General features: G+C 57.8%; 14 protein-coding genes. 7 read left to right on the plus strand and 7 right to left on the minus strand.

Annotated elements, in window-relative coordinates; translation table 11 throughout:
- Positions 1-12 precede the first annotated feature (12 nt).
- From RGM3321_RS17415 to RGM3321_RS17440, 6 genes are all read right to left on the minus strand, one after another.
- Positions 13-3,642 (minus strand): PAS domain S-box protein, encoded by a 3,630-nt coding sequence (locus RGM3321_RS17415; protein WP_244394101.1) that lies wholly within the window; start codon positions 3,640-3,642, stop codon positions 13-15.
- 332 nt (positions 3,643-3,974) lie between these two features.
- Positions 3,975-4,847 (minus strand): transporter substrate-binding domain-containing protein, encoded by an 873-nt coding sequence (locus tag RGM3321_RS17420; RefSeq protein WP_244394102.1) that lies wholly within the window; start codon positions 4,845-4,847, stop codon positions 3,975-3,977.
- Positions 4,844-5,605, minus strand: a complete 762-nt coding sequence (locus RGM3321_RS17425) for an amino acid ABC transporter ATP-binding protein (RefSeq protein ID WP_244394103.1) — start codon at positions 5,603-5,605, stop codon at positions 4,844-4,846. Before RGM3321_RS17425 ends, RGM3321_RS17420 begins: the two co-directional genes overlap by 4 nt.
- Positions 5,602-6,261, minus strand: coding sequence for an amino acid ABC transporter permease (locus RGM3321_RS17430; RefSeq protein WP_244394104.1), 660 nt, complete (start codon positions 6,259-6,261; stop codon positions 5,602-5,604). The genes RGM3321_RS17425 and RGM3321_RS17430 overlap by 4 nt, the downstream gene beginning before the upstream one ends.
- The gene (locus RGM3321_RS17435; RefSeq protein WP_011268107.1) at positions 6,242-6,907 is read right to left on the minus strand and encodes an amino acid ABC transporter permease; all 666 of its coding nucleotides are present in this window, start codon (positions 6,905-6,907) and stop codon (positions 6,242-6,244) included. Before RGM3321_RS17435 ends, RGM3321_RS17430 begins: the two co-directional genes overlap by 20 nt.
- A gap of 307 nt (positions 6,908-7,214) precedes the next feature.
- The gene (locus RGM3321_RS17440; protein ID WP_244394105.1) at positions 7,215-8,117 is read right to left on the minus strand and encodes a LysR family transcriptional regulator; all 903 of its coding nucleotides are present in this window, start codon (positions 8,115-8,117) and stop codon (positions 7,215-7,217) included.
- 142 nt (positions 8,118-8,259) lie between these two features.
- Here RGM3321_RS17440 and RGM3321_RS17445 point away from each other — a divergent pair, with 142 nt between their 5' ends.
- The 5 genes from RGM3321_RS17445 (at position 8,260) to RGM3321_RS17465 (ending at position 11,404) form a co-directional block, all read left to right on the plus strand.
- On the plus strand, positions 8,260-8,457 hold the full coding sequence (locus tag RGM3321_RS17445; protein ID WP_003400770.1) for a 4-oxalocrotonate tautomerase family protein: 198 nt from the start codon (positions 8,260-8,262) through the stop codon (positions 8,455-8,457).
- 86 nt (positions 8,458-8,543) lie between these two features.
- Positions 8,544-8,897: an antibiotic biosynthesis monooxygenase gene (locus RGM3321_RS17450; RefSeq protein ID WP_003400769.1), complete on the plus strand. Its 354-nt coding sequence runs from the start codon at positions 8,544-8,546 to the stop codon at positions 8,895-8,897.
- A 76-nt stretch (positions 8,898-8,973) separates the two neighbouring features.
- Positions 8,974-9,588 (plus strand): nitroreductase family protein, encoded by a 615-nt coding sequence (locus RGM3321_RS17455; RefSeq protein WP_244394106.1) that lies wholly within the window; start codon positions 8,974-8,976, stop codon positions 9,586-9,588.
- 85 nt (positions 9,589-9,673) lie between these two features.
- On the plus strand, positions 9,674-10,258 hold the full coding sequence (locus RGM3321_RS17460; protein ID WP_011268111.1) for a hypothetical protein: 585 nt from the start codon (positions 9,674-9,676) through the stop codon (positions 10,256-10,258).
- Between the two features lie 198 nt (positions 10,259-10,456).
- On the plus strand, positions 10,457-11,404 hold the full coding sequence (locus RGM3321_RS17465) for an alpha/beta hydrolase (RefSeq protein ID WP_244394249.1): 948 nt from the start codon (positions 10,457-10,459) through the stop codon (positions 11,402-11,404).
- 128 nt (positions 11,405-11,532) lie between these two features.
- On the opposite strand, the gene RGM3321_RS17470 is transcribed toward RGM3321_RS17465, so the two are convergent.
- Positions 11,533-12,432, minus strand: a complete 900-nt coding sequence (locus RGM3321_RS17470; protein ID WP_244394107.1) for a LysR family transcriptional regulator — start codon at positions 12,430-12,432, stop codon at positions 11,533-11,535.
- 110 nt (positions 12,433-12,542) lie between these two features.
- On the opposite strand from RGM3321_RS17470, the gene RGM3321_RS17475 reads away from it, so the two are divergent.
- Positions 12,543-13,172, plus strand: a complete 630-nt coding sequence (locus RGM3321_RS17475) for an NAD(P)-binding domain-containing protein (RefSeq protein WP_244394108.1) — start codon at positions 12,543-12,545, stop codon at positions 13,170-13,172.
- A 30-nt stretch (positions 13,173-13,202) separates the two neighbouring features.
- Complete coding sequence (locus tag RGM3321_RS17480) at positions 13,203-14,036, plus strand: class III extradiol ring-cleavage dioxygenase (protein WP_244394109.1); 834 nt, start codon at positions 13,203-13,205, stop codon at positions 14,034-14,036.
- The last annotated feature ends 1 nt before the right edge of the window (position 14,037 follow it).

A 14,037-nucleotide genomic window follows, 5' to 3' on the forward strand; every position in this document is an offset into this window, starting at 1 on the left:
TGACGCTCCTTTTTATAATTCCGCACGCTCGAGCAGGTGCAGTGCCTGCTCGAACTCGAGCCCTTCAATGGTCTGCCAGAGCTGTTCGACCAGTGCCTGTCCGGCCAGCTCCTGAAGCGCCACAGCAGCCAGCGGAAACTGGTCCAGCGCAGCGATATCATGGTTTTCAAGCAGTTCACGCAAGGTCGACAATGCCTGTCGGGAAACATCGGGATCCGCATCGATACGCGGGGCCGGTGTCCTTTCCTCAAGCAACGGCGTGCGGTCTTGCAAAGCATGGAAAGCGGCACTCAGGGCTCGCAACGCTTGCTCCGGGTCCGCACCGTTGCGCAGCAGGGTTTCCGCCTGCCCGGCATGCAGGCCCACTTGTGTGGCACCAAGCAGCAGTGCAGAACCGCGCAATTTGTGCAGATCAGCCATTGTTTGATCGGGGTTTTGTCGCGCCCGTGCCAGAACACTCTCGCTCTCGCCGAACGCGGCAAATTCACTGAAAAAGCGCCGCAGGGACGAGAGAAACAAGGGCACATCATTGCCTAGCCGAGCGGCGACCTCCTGGGTGTCGATACCTTCGATAACCGGCCATGCAGAGCCTGTCGATGCTTCCTGCAGCAAGGTGCCAACCGCCAGCGGAGCGCCTCGAACACGCTCGACCGCACGACGTACCGCCCGGATCAAGGCCGCGGGGTCCAGAGGTTTGGTGAGGAAATCGTCCATACCCGCCAGCTCGGCCTGCCGCCGCTCTTCTGCCAGGGCGCCTGCGGTCAACGCCAGCACGGGCAATCGTGTCAGGCCCAGTTCGCTGCGCAAGCGCCGCGTCGCCTCATAGCCATCCATTTCCGGCATCTGCACATCCATCAGCACAGCATCGAAGAAATCCGGTGTCTGCCGCAGTCGTTCAAGGGCCAGCAGACCATTGCTGCAGGTCTGGACCACAGCGCCCTGCTGCTGCAACAACAGGCTGGCGACCTCCAGGTTGATCTCGCTGTCGTCCACCAGCAGCAGGTGCAATCCACTCAACCATAGCGTCATGGAGGTATCCATCCGCGTGGCCTGGATCACCCGTTCGGTGCTGCCCTGATACCTGGCGATACAAGCGTTGACCGCGTTGAACAAGGCCGAGCTGTCCAGCGGCTTGAGCAATACCTTGTCGACCAGAGGGTGCAGTTCTGCCCGGATCTCGGACGGGGTCACCAGAATGACCGGAAGCGGCGTTGCCTCGATCAACTGCTGCACCTCCTCAACCTGCGGCTGCTGCCAGTCCACCAACAGTACATCCGGCAATGCCGCGTTAACGTGATTACGCTCCTGCAAGGCAGTGCGCAGGTCATGTTCGCCGGTCAGACTCGCCACACGCCAGCCCAGGCCGCGGCATAAGCGTTGCAACGCCATGGACGATTGCGCGTCGTCGCTGAGCAGCATGACCTCCAGACTGCTTCCCGGGCCGGACGGCTCCAGGTCGCTCTGGCTGATCTGGAACGGCAACTCCACCCAGAACTCGCTGCCTGTGCCGAGTTCGCTCTCCACCCCTATCCGGCCGCCCATCTGCTCGGCCAGCCCGCGCACGACCGACAAACCCAGTCCGGTGCCGCCAAACCGCCTTGTGGTAGACGCATCCGCCTGTGTGAACGGCGAAAACAACTGGCCGAGCACATCGCCCGGTATGCCGCAGCCGGTGTCCTGCACAGAGAAGCGCAAGCAGCAGGTGTCGGCGTGATCGTCTTCACGCCTCACCGTCACATCGACACCACCCACGGTAGTGAACTTGAGCGCATTGCCGACCAGATTCATGAGGATCTGGTTGACCCGCAAAGCGTCACCTCTCAACTGGCCAGGCAGCGGCGTTACAACGTTGATAGAAAAGCGCAGGCCTTTTTCCTGTGCCTGGGGCGTGAACAGCTCGCCCAGTTCGTCGAGCAATTGCCGGGGACTGAAGGGGTTATGTTCCAGGCGCATCTCTCCCGCCTCGATCTTGGCGATGTCGAGGATATCGTTGATGATCCCCAACAATGTCCGGCCGGCGATCTGCAATTTGGTCAGCAACTGACGCTGCTGGTCGTTCAAGGCGGTGTTGTGCAGCAGGTGGGAGATGCCGATCACGGCATTCATGGGCGTGCGGATTTCATGGCTCATGTTGGCCAGAAACAGACTCTTGGCCGCGTTGGCGGCCTCGGCGCTGGACTTGGCCGCGTGCAACTCGGCGCTGTGGTGCAGCCGTTCGGTGATGTCCTGAGCAATACCCAGATGACCGATGAGTTCTCCGTCGGCGGTACGGATCGGGGTGATAATCATCAGCACAGGCACCGTCGTGCCATCCTTGCGCACGTAGGTCCATTGCCGGGTTTCCGAGCCTTCACGGGACGCTTTGCAGCAAAAGACGTCAATACCTTCGATCAGGGTGCCGTATTCACGACTCAGCTCAGCGGAGCGTGCAGCCACTTCTTCAGGAAGATGAAACACCCCTGGGCCATTGCCACTGAGCATTTCCGAATTACTGTAGCCCAGCAGCAATTCAGCGCCCCGATTGAACACAAAGATCTGCCCCTGTGTATCGGTAGCGATGATCGAAACCTCCGAAGAAGCGTCCAGCACACCCTGCAGCAAACCCGCCACTCTGGACAGCTCCGCAGTGCGCTCGCTGACCTGCTGTTCAAGCTGTGCGTTGAACTCCATGAGGTAGCGTTCGACGCGCTTGCGGTCGGTGATGTCGTGCATCATTTTCGCCGCGCCGAGTATGGTGCCGTCAGTCTCGCGGATGAAACTGCAGGTAATGGTCACATCGATCAACTGGCCGTTCTTGTGCAGCCGCCGGGTTTCCAGCGTCGGCCCGCGCTCACCGCGGGCCACCCTTTCCAACAGCTGTTCGTCTTCATGAACCAGCTCTGGCGGAACCAGCAGTGGCGCCAACGGGCAGCCCAGCACTTCGTGCTCGTCGTAGCCAAACATCTGCTCGGCAGCCCGGTTCCAGGTGATGATTCGACCGTCCAGGGCTTCACCGATAATCGCGTCGCTGGAGTTTTCGACGATTGTTGCCAGCCTGGCCTGACCGGCAACCACCTGCTGTTTGCGCTGACGGGACAGCAGCAGCGTGCCGACCAGCACCGTCAACATCAGGCTGACCAGCGTGCCGATGAGGAACACCCTGCCCGCCGGGACCGGATCGAGGGCCGCGATAAATACCGGGTGAGCACCTACCTCCATGCGCCACACGCGCCCATAGATCTCCCGCTCGAAAGCATAGGTCTGCAAGACCTCCTGATCATGATCGTTTTCCGGGGTCTGGTAGATCAGTTGCCGACCTTCATTGACGTCATAAAGCTTCAAGTGCAGCCTGTGGTTCAAGGGGTCCAGATTGCTCATCACCTCCCGCATGGCCAACGGTGCATAGGTCCAGCCGATCAGGGACGTTTCACGCTGGGCGATATCGGTGGGGATTTCAGGGGTGCTGTAAACCGGTAACAGGAATAGAAACGCGCGCATGTGATCATCGTTGTCCTGCAGCAGCGTAAGAGGCGCCGACAGGGTTGCAGCGCCGCTGCGCATGCCCTGGCGCGTCTCTGCGACCTCAAGCGTAGATTGTCTTCGACCAAGCGCCAGTGACGTCGCCATGGCTGCCGGTTTATCGCGCGCGCGGTCGCACGGCATCTGTCAGCAGCCACCTGCAACTCATGGAATCGACCCAGCTGATGGCTAAATGATAGTTATCCTTTTTTAAGGAAACCTTAGCGCCTTTATCGACTGAGCACAGGCAAGACTTGACAAGCCATCAGTGCCTTATTTATGCGGGTGTGTTCGACAGGTTGCGGTGTACGACGAAGGAAGGAAGTTGGCTGGGCCCGGTCATGCTGGCCAGCCCTGCGGTTTCAGCTTGAATCGTAAGCTTGTTCGGCGTAACCAGTGCGATTGCCGCTTATGCAGGAAAACGAACCGGCATTGAGCCGGTTCGCCATTCAGTCAATACCGTCAGGCCTCTGCCATCAAGGCTTCCAGCTTCCGCCTTCGACGATGACCGCGTTGGGGTCTGTGCCCTCGGCAAGTTCCGGGCGTACATACTGGTCGTAGAGCTTGAGCAGGTATTTCTCTTCGCCCAGTCTGGCCAGTTCGGTATTGACCCAGTCGCGCAGCTCGATATTGCCTTTTTTGACTGCAGGGGCGATTGGCGCTTCGTCACCGAGTTTCTGCTCCAGCACGCGGTAGCCGGGGTTTTTCTTCGCCCAGCTGAACAGCACCAGATTGTCCTGCGCATATGCATCGCCACGACCATTGGCCAGCGCCTGCAGCGACTCGGAGTTTTTCTCGAACTTCAGCACTTTCCAGTCAGGGTGATTTTTCGTCAGCCAGATATCAGCGGTGGTGCCGGTGGTGACGATGGTGGTCTTGCTCGCCAGATCGTCCAGGGTCTTGACCGGGCTGGCTTGCGGCACCAGCGCCTGGACTGCAACACGCAGATTCGGATGGGTGAAATCCACCGCCTGCCGACGTTCCGGCGTGACGGTCATGTTGGCCAGAATCAAATCTACCTTGTCACTCTGCAGAAACGGTATGCGGCTGGCGGGTTCAACCACCACGAACTCGACCTTCTTCTCGTCGCCCAGCAGGTCCTTGGCGAAACGCTTGCCCAGGTCAGTGTCGAAACCGACGTACTGGCCCTGCTCGTTGACGAAGCCAAAAGGCGGTTTATCGCTGAACACGCCGACAATCAGCTTGTCACGGGCCTTGATGGTTTCCAGGTAGCTGCTGGACGGTGAAGGGGCAGCCTTGGCCACGGGCTTCTGTTCGGCAGGCTTGTCGCAACCGGCCAGCAGGGTGAAGGCAATCAACGGTAATACGAGGGCAGTCTTGAAGCTCACGATGCTTTCCTTTTTGGCATGTTTTCCACGTAGGAGAACCTCTCCAGGAACTGCTGCGCGCGTGCGGTCTGCGGGGCGCTGAAGAAAGTTTCGGGGTCGTTCTGTTCCGCGATCCGGCCGCGGTCCATGAACAGGATTCGGTCGGCCACCGCTCGGGCGAAGGCCATTTCATGAGTGACGATGAGCATGGTCATGCCGCCTTGGGCGAGGTCGAGGATCACTTCCAGCACTTCCTTGACCATCTCCGGATCGAGGGCTGCGGTCACTTCATCGAACAGCATGACTTTTGGGTTCATGCACAGCGCGCGCACGATAGCGATACGCTGCTGCTGGCCGCCGGACAGCTCGCGCGGATAGGCGTCACGCTTGTCCGCCAGGCCCACCCGCTGCAGTAACGCCTCGGCCTGCTGACGAGCCTCGGCTGCACTTCGTTTTTGCACGCGCAACGGGCCGAGCAGAATGTTGTCGAGTACGGTCATGTGCGGAAACAGGTGATAGCTCTGAAAAACCATGCCGATTTGTTGCCTGACCAGCCGCCAGTCGGCGTTGGCGGGCAGCGCCTTGCCGGCAAAGTGCAGGCTGCCGGCATGACCGAGCTCGAGGCCGTTGAGGCAGCGCAGCAAGGTGCTCTTGCCACACCCGCTGGGGCCGAGAATCACCACGACTTCGCCCTCTTTCACGCTCAGGTCGATGTCTCGGAGCACCGGAGTGTCACCGAAGTTTTTGCTGAAACCGGACAGTTCGATCAATGTGCTCATGCGTGATTCCAGCGCCGTTCAAGCACACGCGAGGCGGCCGACAGCGGATAACAAACGATAAAAAAGAATAGAAACAGAAAGCCGTAGATCAGCACCGACTCGTACGTGCGCTCGATGATCTGCTGGCCGACCTTGGTCACGTCCACGACTCCGATCAGGACGGCGAGCGAGCTGGTCTTGATCAGCCGCGTATAGACATTGATCACCGGCGGCGTCAGTCGCTTGAGTGCCTGTGGCAGCAGCACGCGACCATACAACTGGCCGAGACCAAGGCCGATTGCCAGGCCTGCTTCGCGTTGCCCGCGAGGAATCGAACGCAACCCGCCGCGCACCACCTCACCGACCTCGCTGGCCCCCCACAAAGAAAGCACCAGCACTGCGCACCAGAACGCTGGAATACTCACGCCAAGGAAAATCGGCAACCCGAAGAAGAACAAGTACAGCCAGACCAGCACCGGAATCGCCCGGAACAGCTCCAGATAGATCCGCAACGGCACCTCCAGCCAGCGTTTGCCAAGGCTGCGCAGCACGCCGTAACCCACGCCGCCAATACTGCTGAAGACAATTGCCAACAGTGAAATCCCTAATGTGCGCCCTGCCCCCGTGATCAACTGCGGCGCAGACACCCACAACAACTCAAGATCCGAACTGGCCATGCTGGAGCCTCCTTTCCAGAAGACCGAGCAACAAAGACAACGGCAGGAACAGCAACACACACAGGCCGGTCATCACCGCGAGCATCTCGTAGGTTTTGTAATACAGGGCAATGTAGCTCTTGGTGGTGTAGAGAATTTCCGGCACCGCGACAGCCGAGACCACGGTGGTCTCCTTGAGCAGAAAGACGAAATTGGCGAACAGTGCCGGCAGGCTGAGGATGCCCGCCTGCGGCAGAATCACGTGGCGCAGTAACTGCCAGCGGGACAGGCCGATGGACAACCCCGACTCGATCTGTGTCTTGGGCACCGCCTCTATGCCGGCGCGCAGAATCTCGGTCAGGTAAGCACCGCCGAGAAAGGTCATGGCAATCACTGCCGACGCGAAACCCGACACGCGAATCCCCAGCGTCGGCAAGGCGAAATAGATGAAGAACAGTTGAATCAGCAACGGCGTGTTGCGTGCCAGCTCAACATAAACCGGCACCAGACGGTGCAGGACCGGCACCTTGAACGTAGCAATCGCCGCGTTGACAACCGCCACCGTCAGTGAGGTCAGAATTGCAATCAGCCCCACCTGGAGGGTGACACCAATGGCTTTGAGGAAAGCAGGCAAGGTGGAAATGGCAAATGCGTAATCGAAGGTCATTGCTGGCCTTCCACATCGGGATAAACGGACAGAAAACACATCAGGCGGGGCCTTGAACTTACGTATTGATATATAGCTTAACCTTCTGTTTTGTATAAATTTAATACCTTTTTCGCATAAACATAGCGCGAAAAAGGTGCCTGCCTGGGCGCCCCATACCCGTCACGTGCCAGTATCAAGTGGAATGAACACTTGCCCAATCAGTATGCGTGGGGCTCCATGAATTGGCGGTAGCGGGTTCTGCAAAACCGGATTGGCCCGAGGTGATGCAGGGCGTCTGCCTGGCTGGAATGTCTTCGCGAAGACGCTACTGCCAGTGCTCACACAACCGCACCAGCTCATCAACCACATACCTCACCTTGGGCCGCAAGTGAGAAACCCTGGGCCATACGGCATGTACTTCAACGGGCTCTGGTTCATAGCCTGCAAGCACCTCAACCAGTCGGCCCGCGTCAATGTCGTCCTTGAACAGGCAGCGCGGCATCTGGCACAGGCCGACGCCGGCGACGGCTGCCAGGATCATGGCCTCGCCATCGCCGATCTGATGTGCGGAAGGTGGCGCGTAGCGAACGGTTTCCTGACCTTCATTGACTCGCCAGGAGAGTGGTTGGCCCCGTCGATGGCCGACGATGCAATGGTGACGATTCAGATCTTCCAGGGTGTCAGGTACGCCAAAACGGGCGAGATAAATCGGCGCGGCGCAAATAGCCCAGCGTTGTCGCGCAAGCCGGCGAGCAACAAGGCCGCTGGTATCCTTGAGTTCTCCAAAACGAACCAGCAGGTCGATCCCCTCTTCAATCGGATCGACCAAGTGGTCAGAAAAAGTCATATTCAACTGCAGCGCGGGATACTTGTTAGCGATTTCAAATAACAACGGGGCGACAACCCGGCGCCCGAATGCCACGGGTATATCGATGCGCAATCGTCCGGACGGTTCGCGGGTTCCCGGAGCCAATCCGCTTTCAGCCGCACCGATTTCTTCGAGCGCGTTCGAGCAGGCGATGAAATAGGCATCGCCATCAGCAGTCAGAGATATTCGACGGGTAGAGCGATGAAACAGCTGGACGCCCAGTCGCGCTTCAAGGCGGGCTATGGATTTGCCGACGGCCGATTTCGAAATACCCAGTCGCCCGGCTGCCTCGGTAAAGCTATTCGAACGCGCTGCCACCACAAAGGTGATGACGCCTTGGAACGAGTCTATGGGAATCATAACCGCCCTGAAAAGTAGACAATAACTCTACCCACTTTAGAGTTTCAGGCAGTTTATCGCCAGACACTTCTACCCTAGCATGGCGGTATGTCTCTGGCTGATCACATCAGACCGAGTTTTCAATCCCAAACAGGAATACATCATGCCCGTCGTACGCGTCAGCTGGTTCGAAGGTAAAGAGCATGCTCAGAAAGCCGCCGTAGCTGCTGAAATCACCGAAAGCATCGTCAAAAACACGGGGACTCCTGCCGAATACATCTACGTCATTTTCGAAGACGTAGCACCGTCGGATTGGGCAGGTGCGGGCAAATTGTTCGGTGAAACTCCCGCCACGCCCTGAACCTGCAGACTGCATAAATGCAACGACTGGATCAGCGTTGCATCCTCACCTGTCCCCCTTGGGGGCCGACCGTGGAAGAGATCACCATGCATCCACATATTTCCTGCTTATTCTCGCTTGCAATCAAACCCGGCGACTTTGCCGAGTTCAAAGCGCTGATCGCCCAGGTCGTTGCCGCCACCCGGAAAGAGCCCGGCACCCTGGTTTACGAGTACAGCGTGAATGAAGATCAAAGCGTTGCGCATATCCTTGAGCGCTATAACGTCGAATCCGTTGTCAGCCACGTAGACATCACCTTCGCCCCGTTCGGCAAGCGCTTCCTCGAACTGTGCACCATCACCAGTCTGGTTGTGTACGGCACACCAGATGCCGAGATCCGTAAACGCCTGGATCCGTTCGGTGCCGTGTACATGACGCCGTTCGACGGCTTCAGCCGCTAATTGATTTGATCTGCGCAGACTCGACTGCAAAAAATCGGGGCTGCACTTGTTTCCCCCTTACGGCACAGAGAGCACCATGTCTATTATCGCTGACCTCATCAAGTCCCGATTTTCCGCCAACAACTACGACACTGAGCGCAAACTATCAGATCAAGCGATCACTGATCTGATTGATCTGGCCACCCATGCGCCGTCCGCCTTCAACCTTCAAAACTGGCGTTTCGTGGCCATACGCAGTGAAGAAGCAAAAGCACGTTTGCTGCCCTTGGCCTATGGACAAAAGAAGGTGGTGGATTCAGCCGTGACATTTATTGTGTGTGGCACCCTGAATCCGCATCAAACGATTGCAGCGTCGCTGAAGCCTTCGATGGATGCCGGGGTCATCGACAAGGCCATTTATGACATGTGGGTGGGCGCCGTTCAGGGTATGTACGCTGAAAATCCACAACTGCAGCGCGATGAAGCCATCCGTTCAGGCTCGCTGGCCGCCATGACGCTGATGCTTGCAGCTAAAGGCCAAGGCCTTGATTCAACCCCCATGATCGGCTTCGACCCAGCGGCGGTTGCAGAAGCATTCAATCTTTCACCTACTGAAATCCCCGTGATGCTGGTGACCGTCGGTTATCCAGGCGAGAGCAACTGGCCGCAAAAGCCGCGTAAAGCCGTTCGCGAAGTGCTTGAGTTTATCTAGCACACAAAGTGCGAACGACGCATCGCTTAAGCAACACTGTCAAACCCGACATCACGACGACCAGGTCACTCTGAAGGAGCGTCCCATGGCCAACCCGACCGGCCCGCATGACAACATCAGTTCCAAAGTTGAAATCGAGTATCCCGATTTTACAAAACTGCCTGATCAGGTACGGGAAAAATTCGAGAAGCTTCCAACGAAGGTCAACTTCTTTCGAATGCTGGGTTACAGCCCCGGAGCATTTATTCCTGTCATCGACCTGACCAACGCAATATTCAGGGACCTCACCCTCTCCGACTATCATAAGGAGATGATGGTATTGCTGCTGGCTGCGCATGAGAACGTCGCCTATGAGTGGGAACAGCATGTTTCCATCGCTCAAGTTGCGGGGGTTCGTCCTGATCAGTTCGTCGCCATCGCAGAAGGCTGCCTGGAGGATGCCACAGCGTTCAAAGAGGACGAGCGCGTCCTGCTTCGGTTTGGCCAGGCCATTATCGACAAAGGCAAGGCCCCGGGTGTGCTGTTCAAGCATACCTTGCAGCACTTCTCGCTCCAGGAGCTGAGCGATGCCATTCTCGTCATTGGTTTTTATCGGATGTTGTCAGGCTACATTCAGACCTTCGATATCGCCGTTGATGCCCAGTCGGATGGCAACTGGATCAAAGGCTGATACCGACGCATGCCTGCTTCCTGAAGCATGGATCGATGGCTGTCCCGCCATCGACCCACCTCCTCCTTTCAACGGTCGCGGCACGCGGAATGATCGAGCCTGGTCTGCGTGGGCAACGATCAACCCGTACGGCCTGCCAAAGGCCTGGGGCGATGCCAGGACCTGTCCATCACCCTTTTTAATTGCAGGTGTTCCTTCTTGAAATACCCATTAAAAGCCATATCGCTCAACGCATTGCTTGATGAAGATTTCTACTTTCCCCATGAGATCATTGGTCAGCCCTTTCGTACCTCCGACTTTACTGATCTGAAGATAAGCAGCTTCACCACCAGCGACGGCGTTAATCTCGGCTATTGGGAAGCCGGCGCCGGGCAACCGTTGATCTTCATCCCCGGCTGGTCTGCCAACGGCGCAATGTACTTTCACCTGATGCACATCCTGAGCCAGCACTACCATGTGTATGTGCTGGACGTGAGAAATCAGGGCCTTTCTGAGCGCGTCGACTTCGGTAATCGCATTTCACGGTACGCCATGGACGTGAAGGAGTTCGCCGGCCATTTGGGCGTTTCGCAGGCCGACTACTGCGGCTGGTCCATGGGCGCATCGGTGATGTGGGCCTACATCGATCTGTTTGGCACGCAAGGCATTCGCACCCTGAGCATCATTGACCAGGCACCCTCGATTTATTGCCACGCCGACTGGACGGAGCAAGAACGGCTCGAGGCCGGGGCGTTCACCACGTCGCCCGAGCGAATGATTGCATCCTATGCGCAAGGCATCGCCACCAACAGGCTGGTTTCCGCAAGCCGGGTTGTCGAGCGAGCGATGGCGATGGACTCGCCCTACTTCCATAACGTCATCAGCCTCGTACAAGAGGTGTTTAAAGATGACATGGCATTTACCAGGCAGGTGCTTTTCGATCACACAACCAACGACTGGCGAGACGTCATTCGGTCAAAGATCAATGTGCCGACCGCAATCTTCACCGGTGAGTACAGCGACTGGCTGGAGAGTCAGCACTGGATGAGCTCGGTTATCCGGAACTCGGTACTTCATGTGTACACCAAAGCCGAGCAAGGCGATCACTTCCTGGCGTTCAAGAATCCAGTGAAATTTGCGGCAGACCTGCGCAGCTTTTTGCAGTAACGGCGATTCGGTGGGTGGCCGTACTTCCGGGTTTCTGTGTGTACGGACGTTCCTGATACAGCGCTCCTTTTATCCGGCTGATACCTTCACTGCCCCTTATATCAGCCGGTTTTTTTTCCAAAGGTCTGTCACTGCTCCCATACTGGATGGGCGAATCGCTCAACCAGAAAGTTGATCAGCGATCTTACCTTCGCGGGTAAATGTTTACGGGTTGGATACACCACGTAGATCCCCAACTCGACCGATTGATACTCGGGAAGTATTTCGACCAGATCGCCTCGGCGTAGATCCTGCGCCACCATAAAACTCGGCTGCAAAGAAATGCCACCACCGGCCAATGTGATGGCGCGGCAGGTGTCCCCGTTATTACACCGAACCACCGAGCGCGTGTGCACACTTTCACTGCCTTGGGGCCCCTCGAATTGCCATTCAGTGCCACTGGCAAAGTTGCTGTAGGCCACTACCCCGTGCTCTGCCACATCCGATAGTTTTTCAATGGGCGCGTGGCCGGCCAGATACGCAGGCGACGCACACAGGCACATCCGGGTGCTGGCCAGGCGTCTGCCTACCAACGACGAATTATCCATGCGTGCGATACGCACCGCTGCATCAATACCTTCGTCAACCAGATCCACCAGCCGATCGCTCAGGCTGATTTCCAGCTCGACCTTGGGGTAGGCGCTCATGAAATCGGCCCAGATCGGAGCCAGGTGCAGCACGCCAAAACTGACCGGGGCGTTGACTCGAAGCACTCCGCTGGCCTCCGGCGAAGCAGACGATACAGCCTTCTCTGCCTCATCTATCATGGCCAGCACCTCACGGGCCTGGTGATAGAACTGACGCCCCTCATCCGTCAAGGAAAGCCGCCGAGTCGTGCGGTGCAACAACCGCGCGCCGAGACGCTCCTCCAGCGTGCTCACGTAACGCGAGATGGCTGCCTTGGACATGCCGAGTGGCGCGGCTGCCCCGACAAAACTGCCCTTATCAACAACGGTGCAGAAGACCTGCATTTCCAGTGCACGATCCATGATTGGCTCACTTAGTGGAACTATTCATCACATTCAGCCCGATTTATCCCTGCCTGGCAATCTATAAACTGGGCCCATCGAAACGCAACTCAACTCAGAGAGAGGCAGTCATGAAAATCACAGTAATCGGTACCGGCAACATGGGCTCAGCCTTTGCGAAACAGCTTTCTGCCGCAGGGCACAGCGTCCGCATCACTGGCCGTGACAGCAGCAAGGCGCAGGCCCTGGCCGACCAGCACGCGAATGTCAGCGCTTATGTAGCGTCCGAAGCGTTGGGTGACAGCGAAGTGATCGTGGTGGCCACCGCCTATGCCGATGCGACCGCTGCACTGCAAAGCCTGGGTGACCTGACCGGTAAAGTGGTGATCGATATCACCAACCCGCTGAGCGCCGACTACATGTCATTGACCGTCGGCCACGTCACCAGCGCCTCGGAAGAAATCGCGAGGGCTGTGCCGCAAGCCAACGTTGTGAAAGCGTTCAACACCCTGTTCGCTCAAGTGCTCGCCGATGGTCCGAAGTTCGCCAACGACCAGACCGGCAGCGTATTTGTCGCCAGCGACAGTGAACGCGCCAAGCAAACCGCTATCGCGCTGGCTCGCAGCCTGGGCTGGAACACCGTGGACGCTGGCGGCCTGGTTAACGCTCGCTATCTGGAGCCACTGGCGGGTTTCAACATCTACCTCGGCTACGGCGCGGGTCTGGGCACTTCGGTCGCTCCGGTCTGGCTGAGCAAGTAAGCAACACATCATCAATCAGGAGCAGTCACCATGAATACTTCATTCCCCCTGCTGTTTGTGTCTCATGGTGCTCCCACGTTCGCCATCGAGCCCGGCCTGGCAGGCCCGAGACTGGCCAGGCTCGGTCGTGAGCTGCCAAAACCTGATGCCATCGTGGTTGTCTCGCCGCACTGGATGACCCGTGGCGAAGTCAGGGTTACGTCGAGCACAGCACCTGAAACCATTCATGACTTTGGTGGTTTTCCGGGCGCTTTGTATAAGTTGTCCTACCCGGCTCCGGGCGCACCAGCGTTAGCGAGTCATATTGTTGAGCTGCTGCAGACGGCGGGCTGGCAATCGCGGCTCGATTCCGCTCGCGGCCTGGATCACGGTGCCTGGATACCACTTATGTATCTGGCACCCGACGCAGACATACCGGTCGTTCAGGTGTCCATGCCCGCCACGCTTGACACACGCAGCGCCTGGCAGCTCGGCGCAGCACTCAAGCCACTGCGCGAGATGAACGTATTGATCGTGGCGTCAGGCAGCCTCACCCACAACCTGTACGAGTTCCGCGGCGCAACAAGCCACGGCGCCGACTACGTCAAACAGTTCGCAGCATGGACCGGCCTGACCCTGCAGGCAGGAAACATTGATCAGTTGCTCGACTACAAGCAGTACGCACCTTCAGCCGAACGTGCACATCCGACCGATGAGCATTTCCTGCCGCTGTTTATTGCGCTCGGGGCAGCCGGTCACGGTTATCAGACACAGGTAATGGACGGCGGTATTACCCACGGCGTTCTGGCAATGGACAGCTACCTGTTTACCTCAATTGATAGCGAACGATTCGAGTCAGCTCAAACCGTTCTAGGTGTGAAATAAC

It is taken from the genome of Pseudomonas sp. RGM 3321 (assembly GCF_022836805.1).
Lineage (GTDB): Bacteria > Pseudomonadota > Gammaproteobacteria > Pseudomonadales > Pseudomonadaceae > Aquipseudomonas.

Bases quoted from the DNA above. Each gene is read 5' to 3' on its own strand.
- RGM3321_RS17415 (WP_244394101.1), bottom strand. From the start codon at position 3,642: ATGCCGTGCGACCGCGCGCGCGATAAACCGGCAGCCATGGCGACGTCA.
- RGM3321_RS17425 (WP_244394103.1), bottom strand. From the start codon at position 5,605: ATGAGCACATTGATCGAACTGTCCGGTTTCAGCAAAAACTTCGGTGAC.
- RGM3321_RS17430 (WP_244394104.1), bottom strand. From the start codon at position 6,261: ATGGCCAGTTCGGATCTTGAGTTGTTGTGGGTGTCTGCGCCGCAGTTG.
- RGM3321_RS17435 (WP_011268107.1), bottom strand. From the start codon at position 6,907: ATGACCTTCGATTACGCATTTGCCATTTCCACCTTGCCTGCTTTCCTC.
- RGM3321_RS17440 (WP_244394105.1), bottom strand. From the start codon at position 8,117: ATGATTCCCATAGACTCGTTCCAAGGCGTCATCACCTTTGTGGTGGCA.
- RGM3321_RS17445 (WP_003400770.1), top strand. From the start codon at position 8,260: ATGCCCGTCGTACGCGTCAGCTGGTTCGAAGGTAAAGAGCATGCTCAG.
- RGM3321_RS17450 (WP_003400769.1), top strand. From the start codon at position 8,544: ATGCATCCACATATTTCCTGCTTATTCTCGCTTGCAATCAAACCCGGC.
- RGM3321_RS17455 (WP_244394106.1), top strand. From the start codon at position 8,974: ATGTCTATTATCGCTGACCTCATCAAGTCCCGATTTTCCGCCAACAAC.
- RGM3321_RS17460 (WP_011268111.1), top strand. From the start codon at position 9,674: ATGGCCAACCCGACCGGCCCGCATGACAACATCAGTTCCAAAGTTGAA.
- RGM3321_RS17470 (WP_244394107.1), bottom strand. From the start codon at position 12,432: ATGGATCGTGCACTGGAAATGCAGGTCTTCTGCACCGTTGTTGATAAG.
- RGM3321_RS17475 (WP_244394108.1), top strand. From the start codon at position 12,543: ATGAAAATCACAGTAATCGGTACCGGCAACATGGGCTCAGCCTTTGCG.
- RGM3321_RS17480 (WP_244394109.1), top strand. From the start codon at position 13,203: ATGAATACTTCATTCCCCCTGCTGTTTGTGTCTCATGGTGCTCCCACG.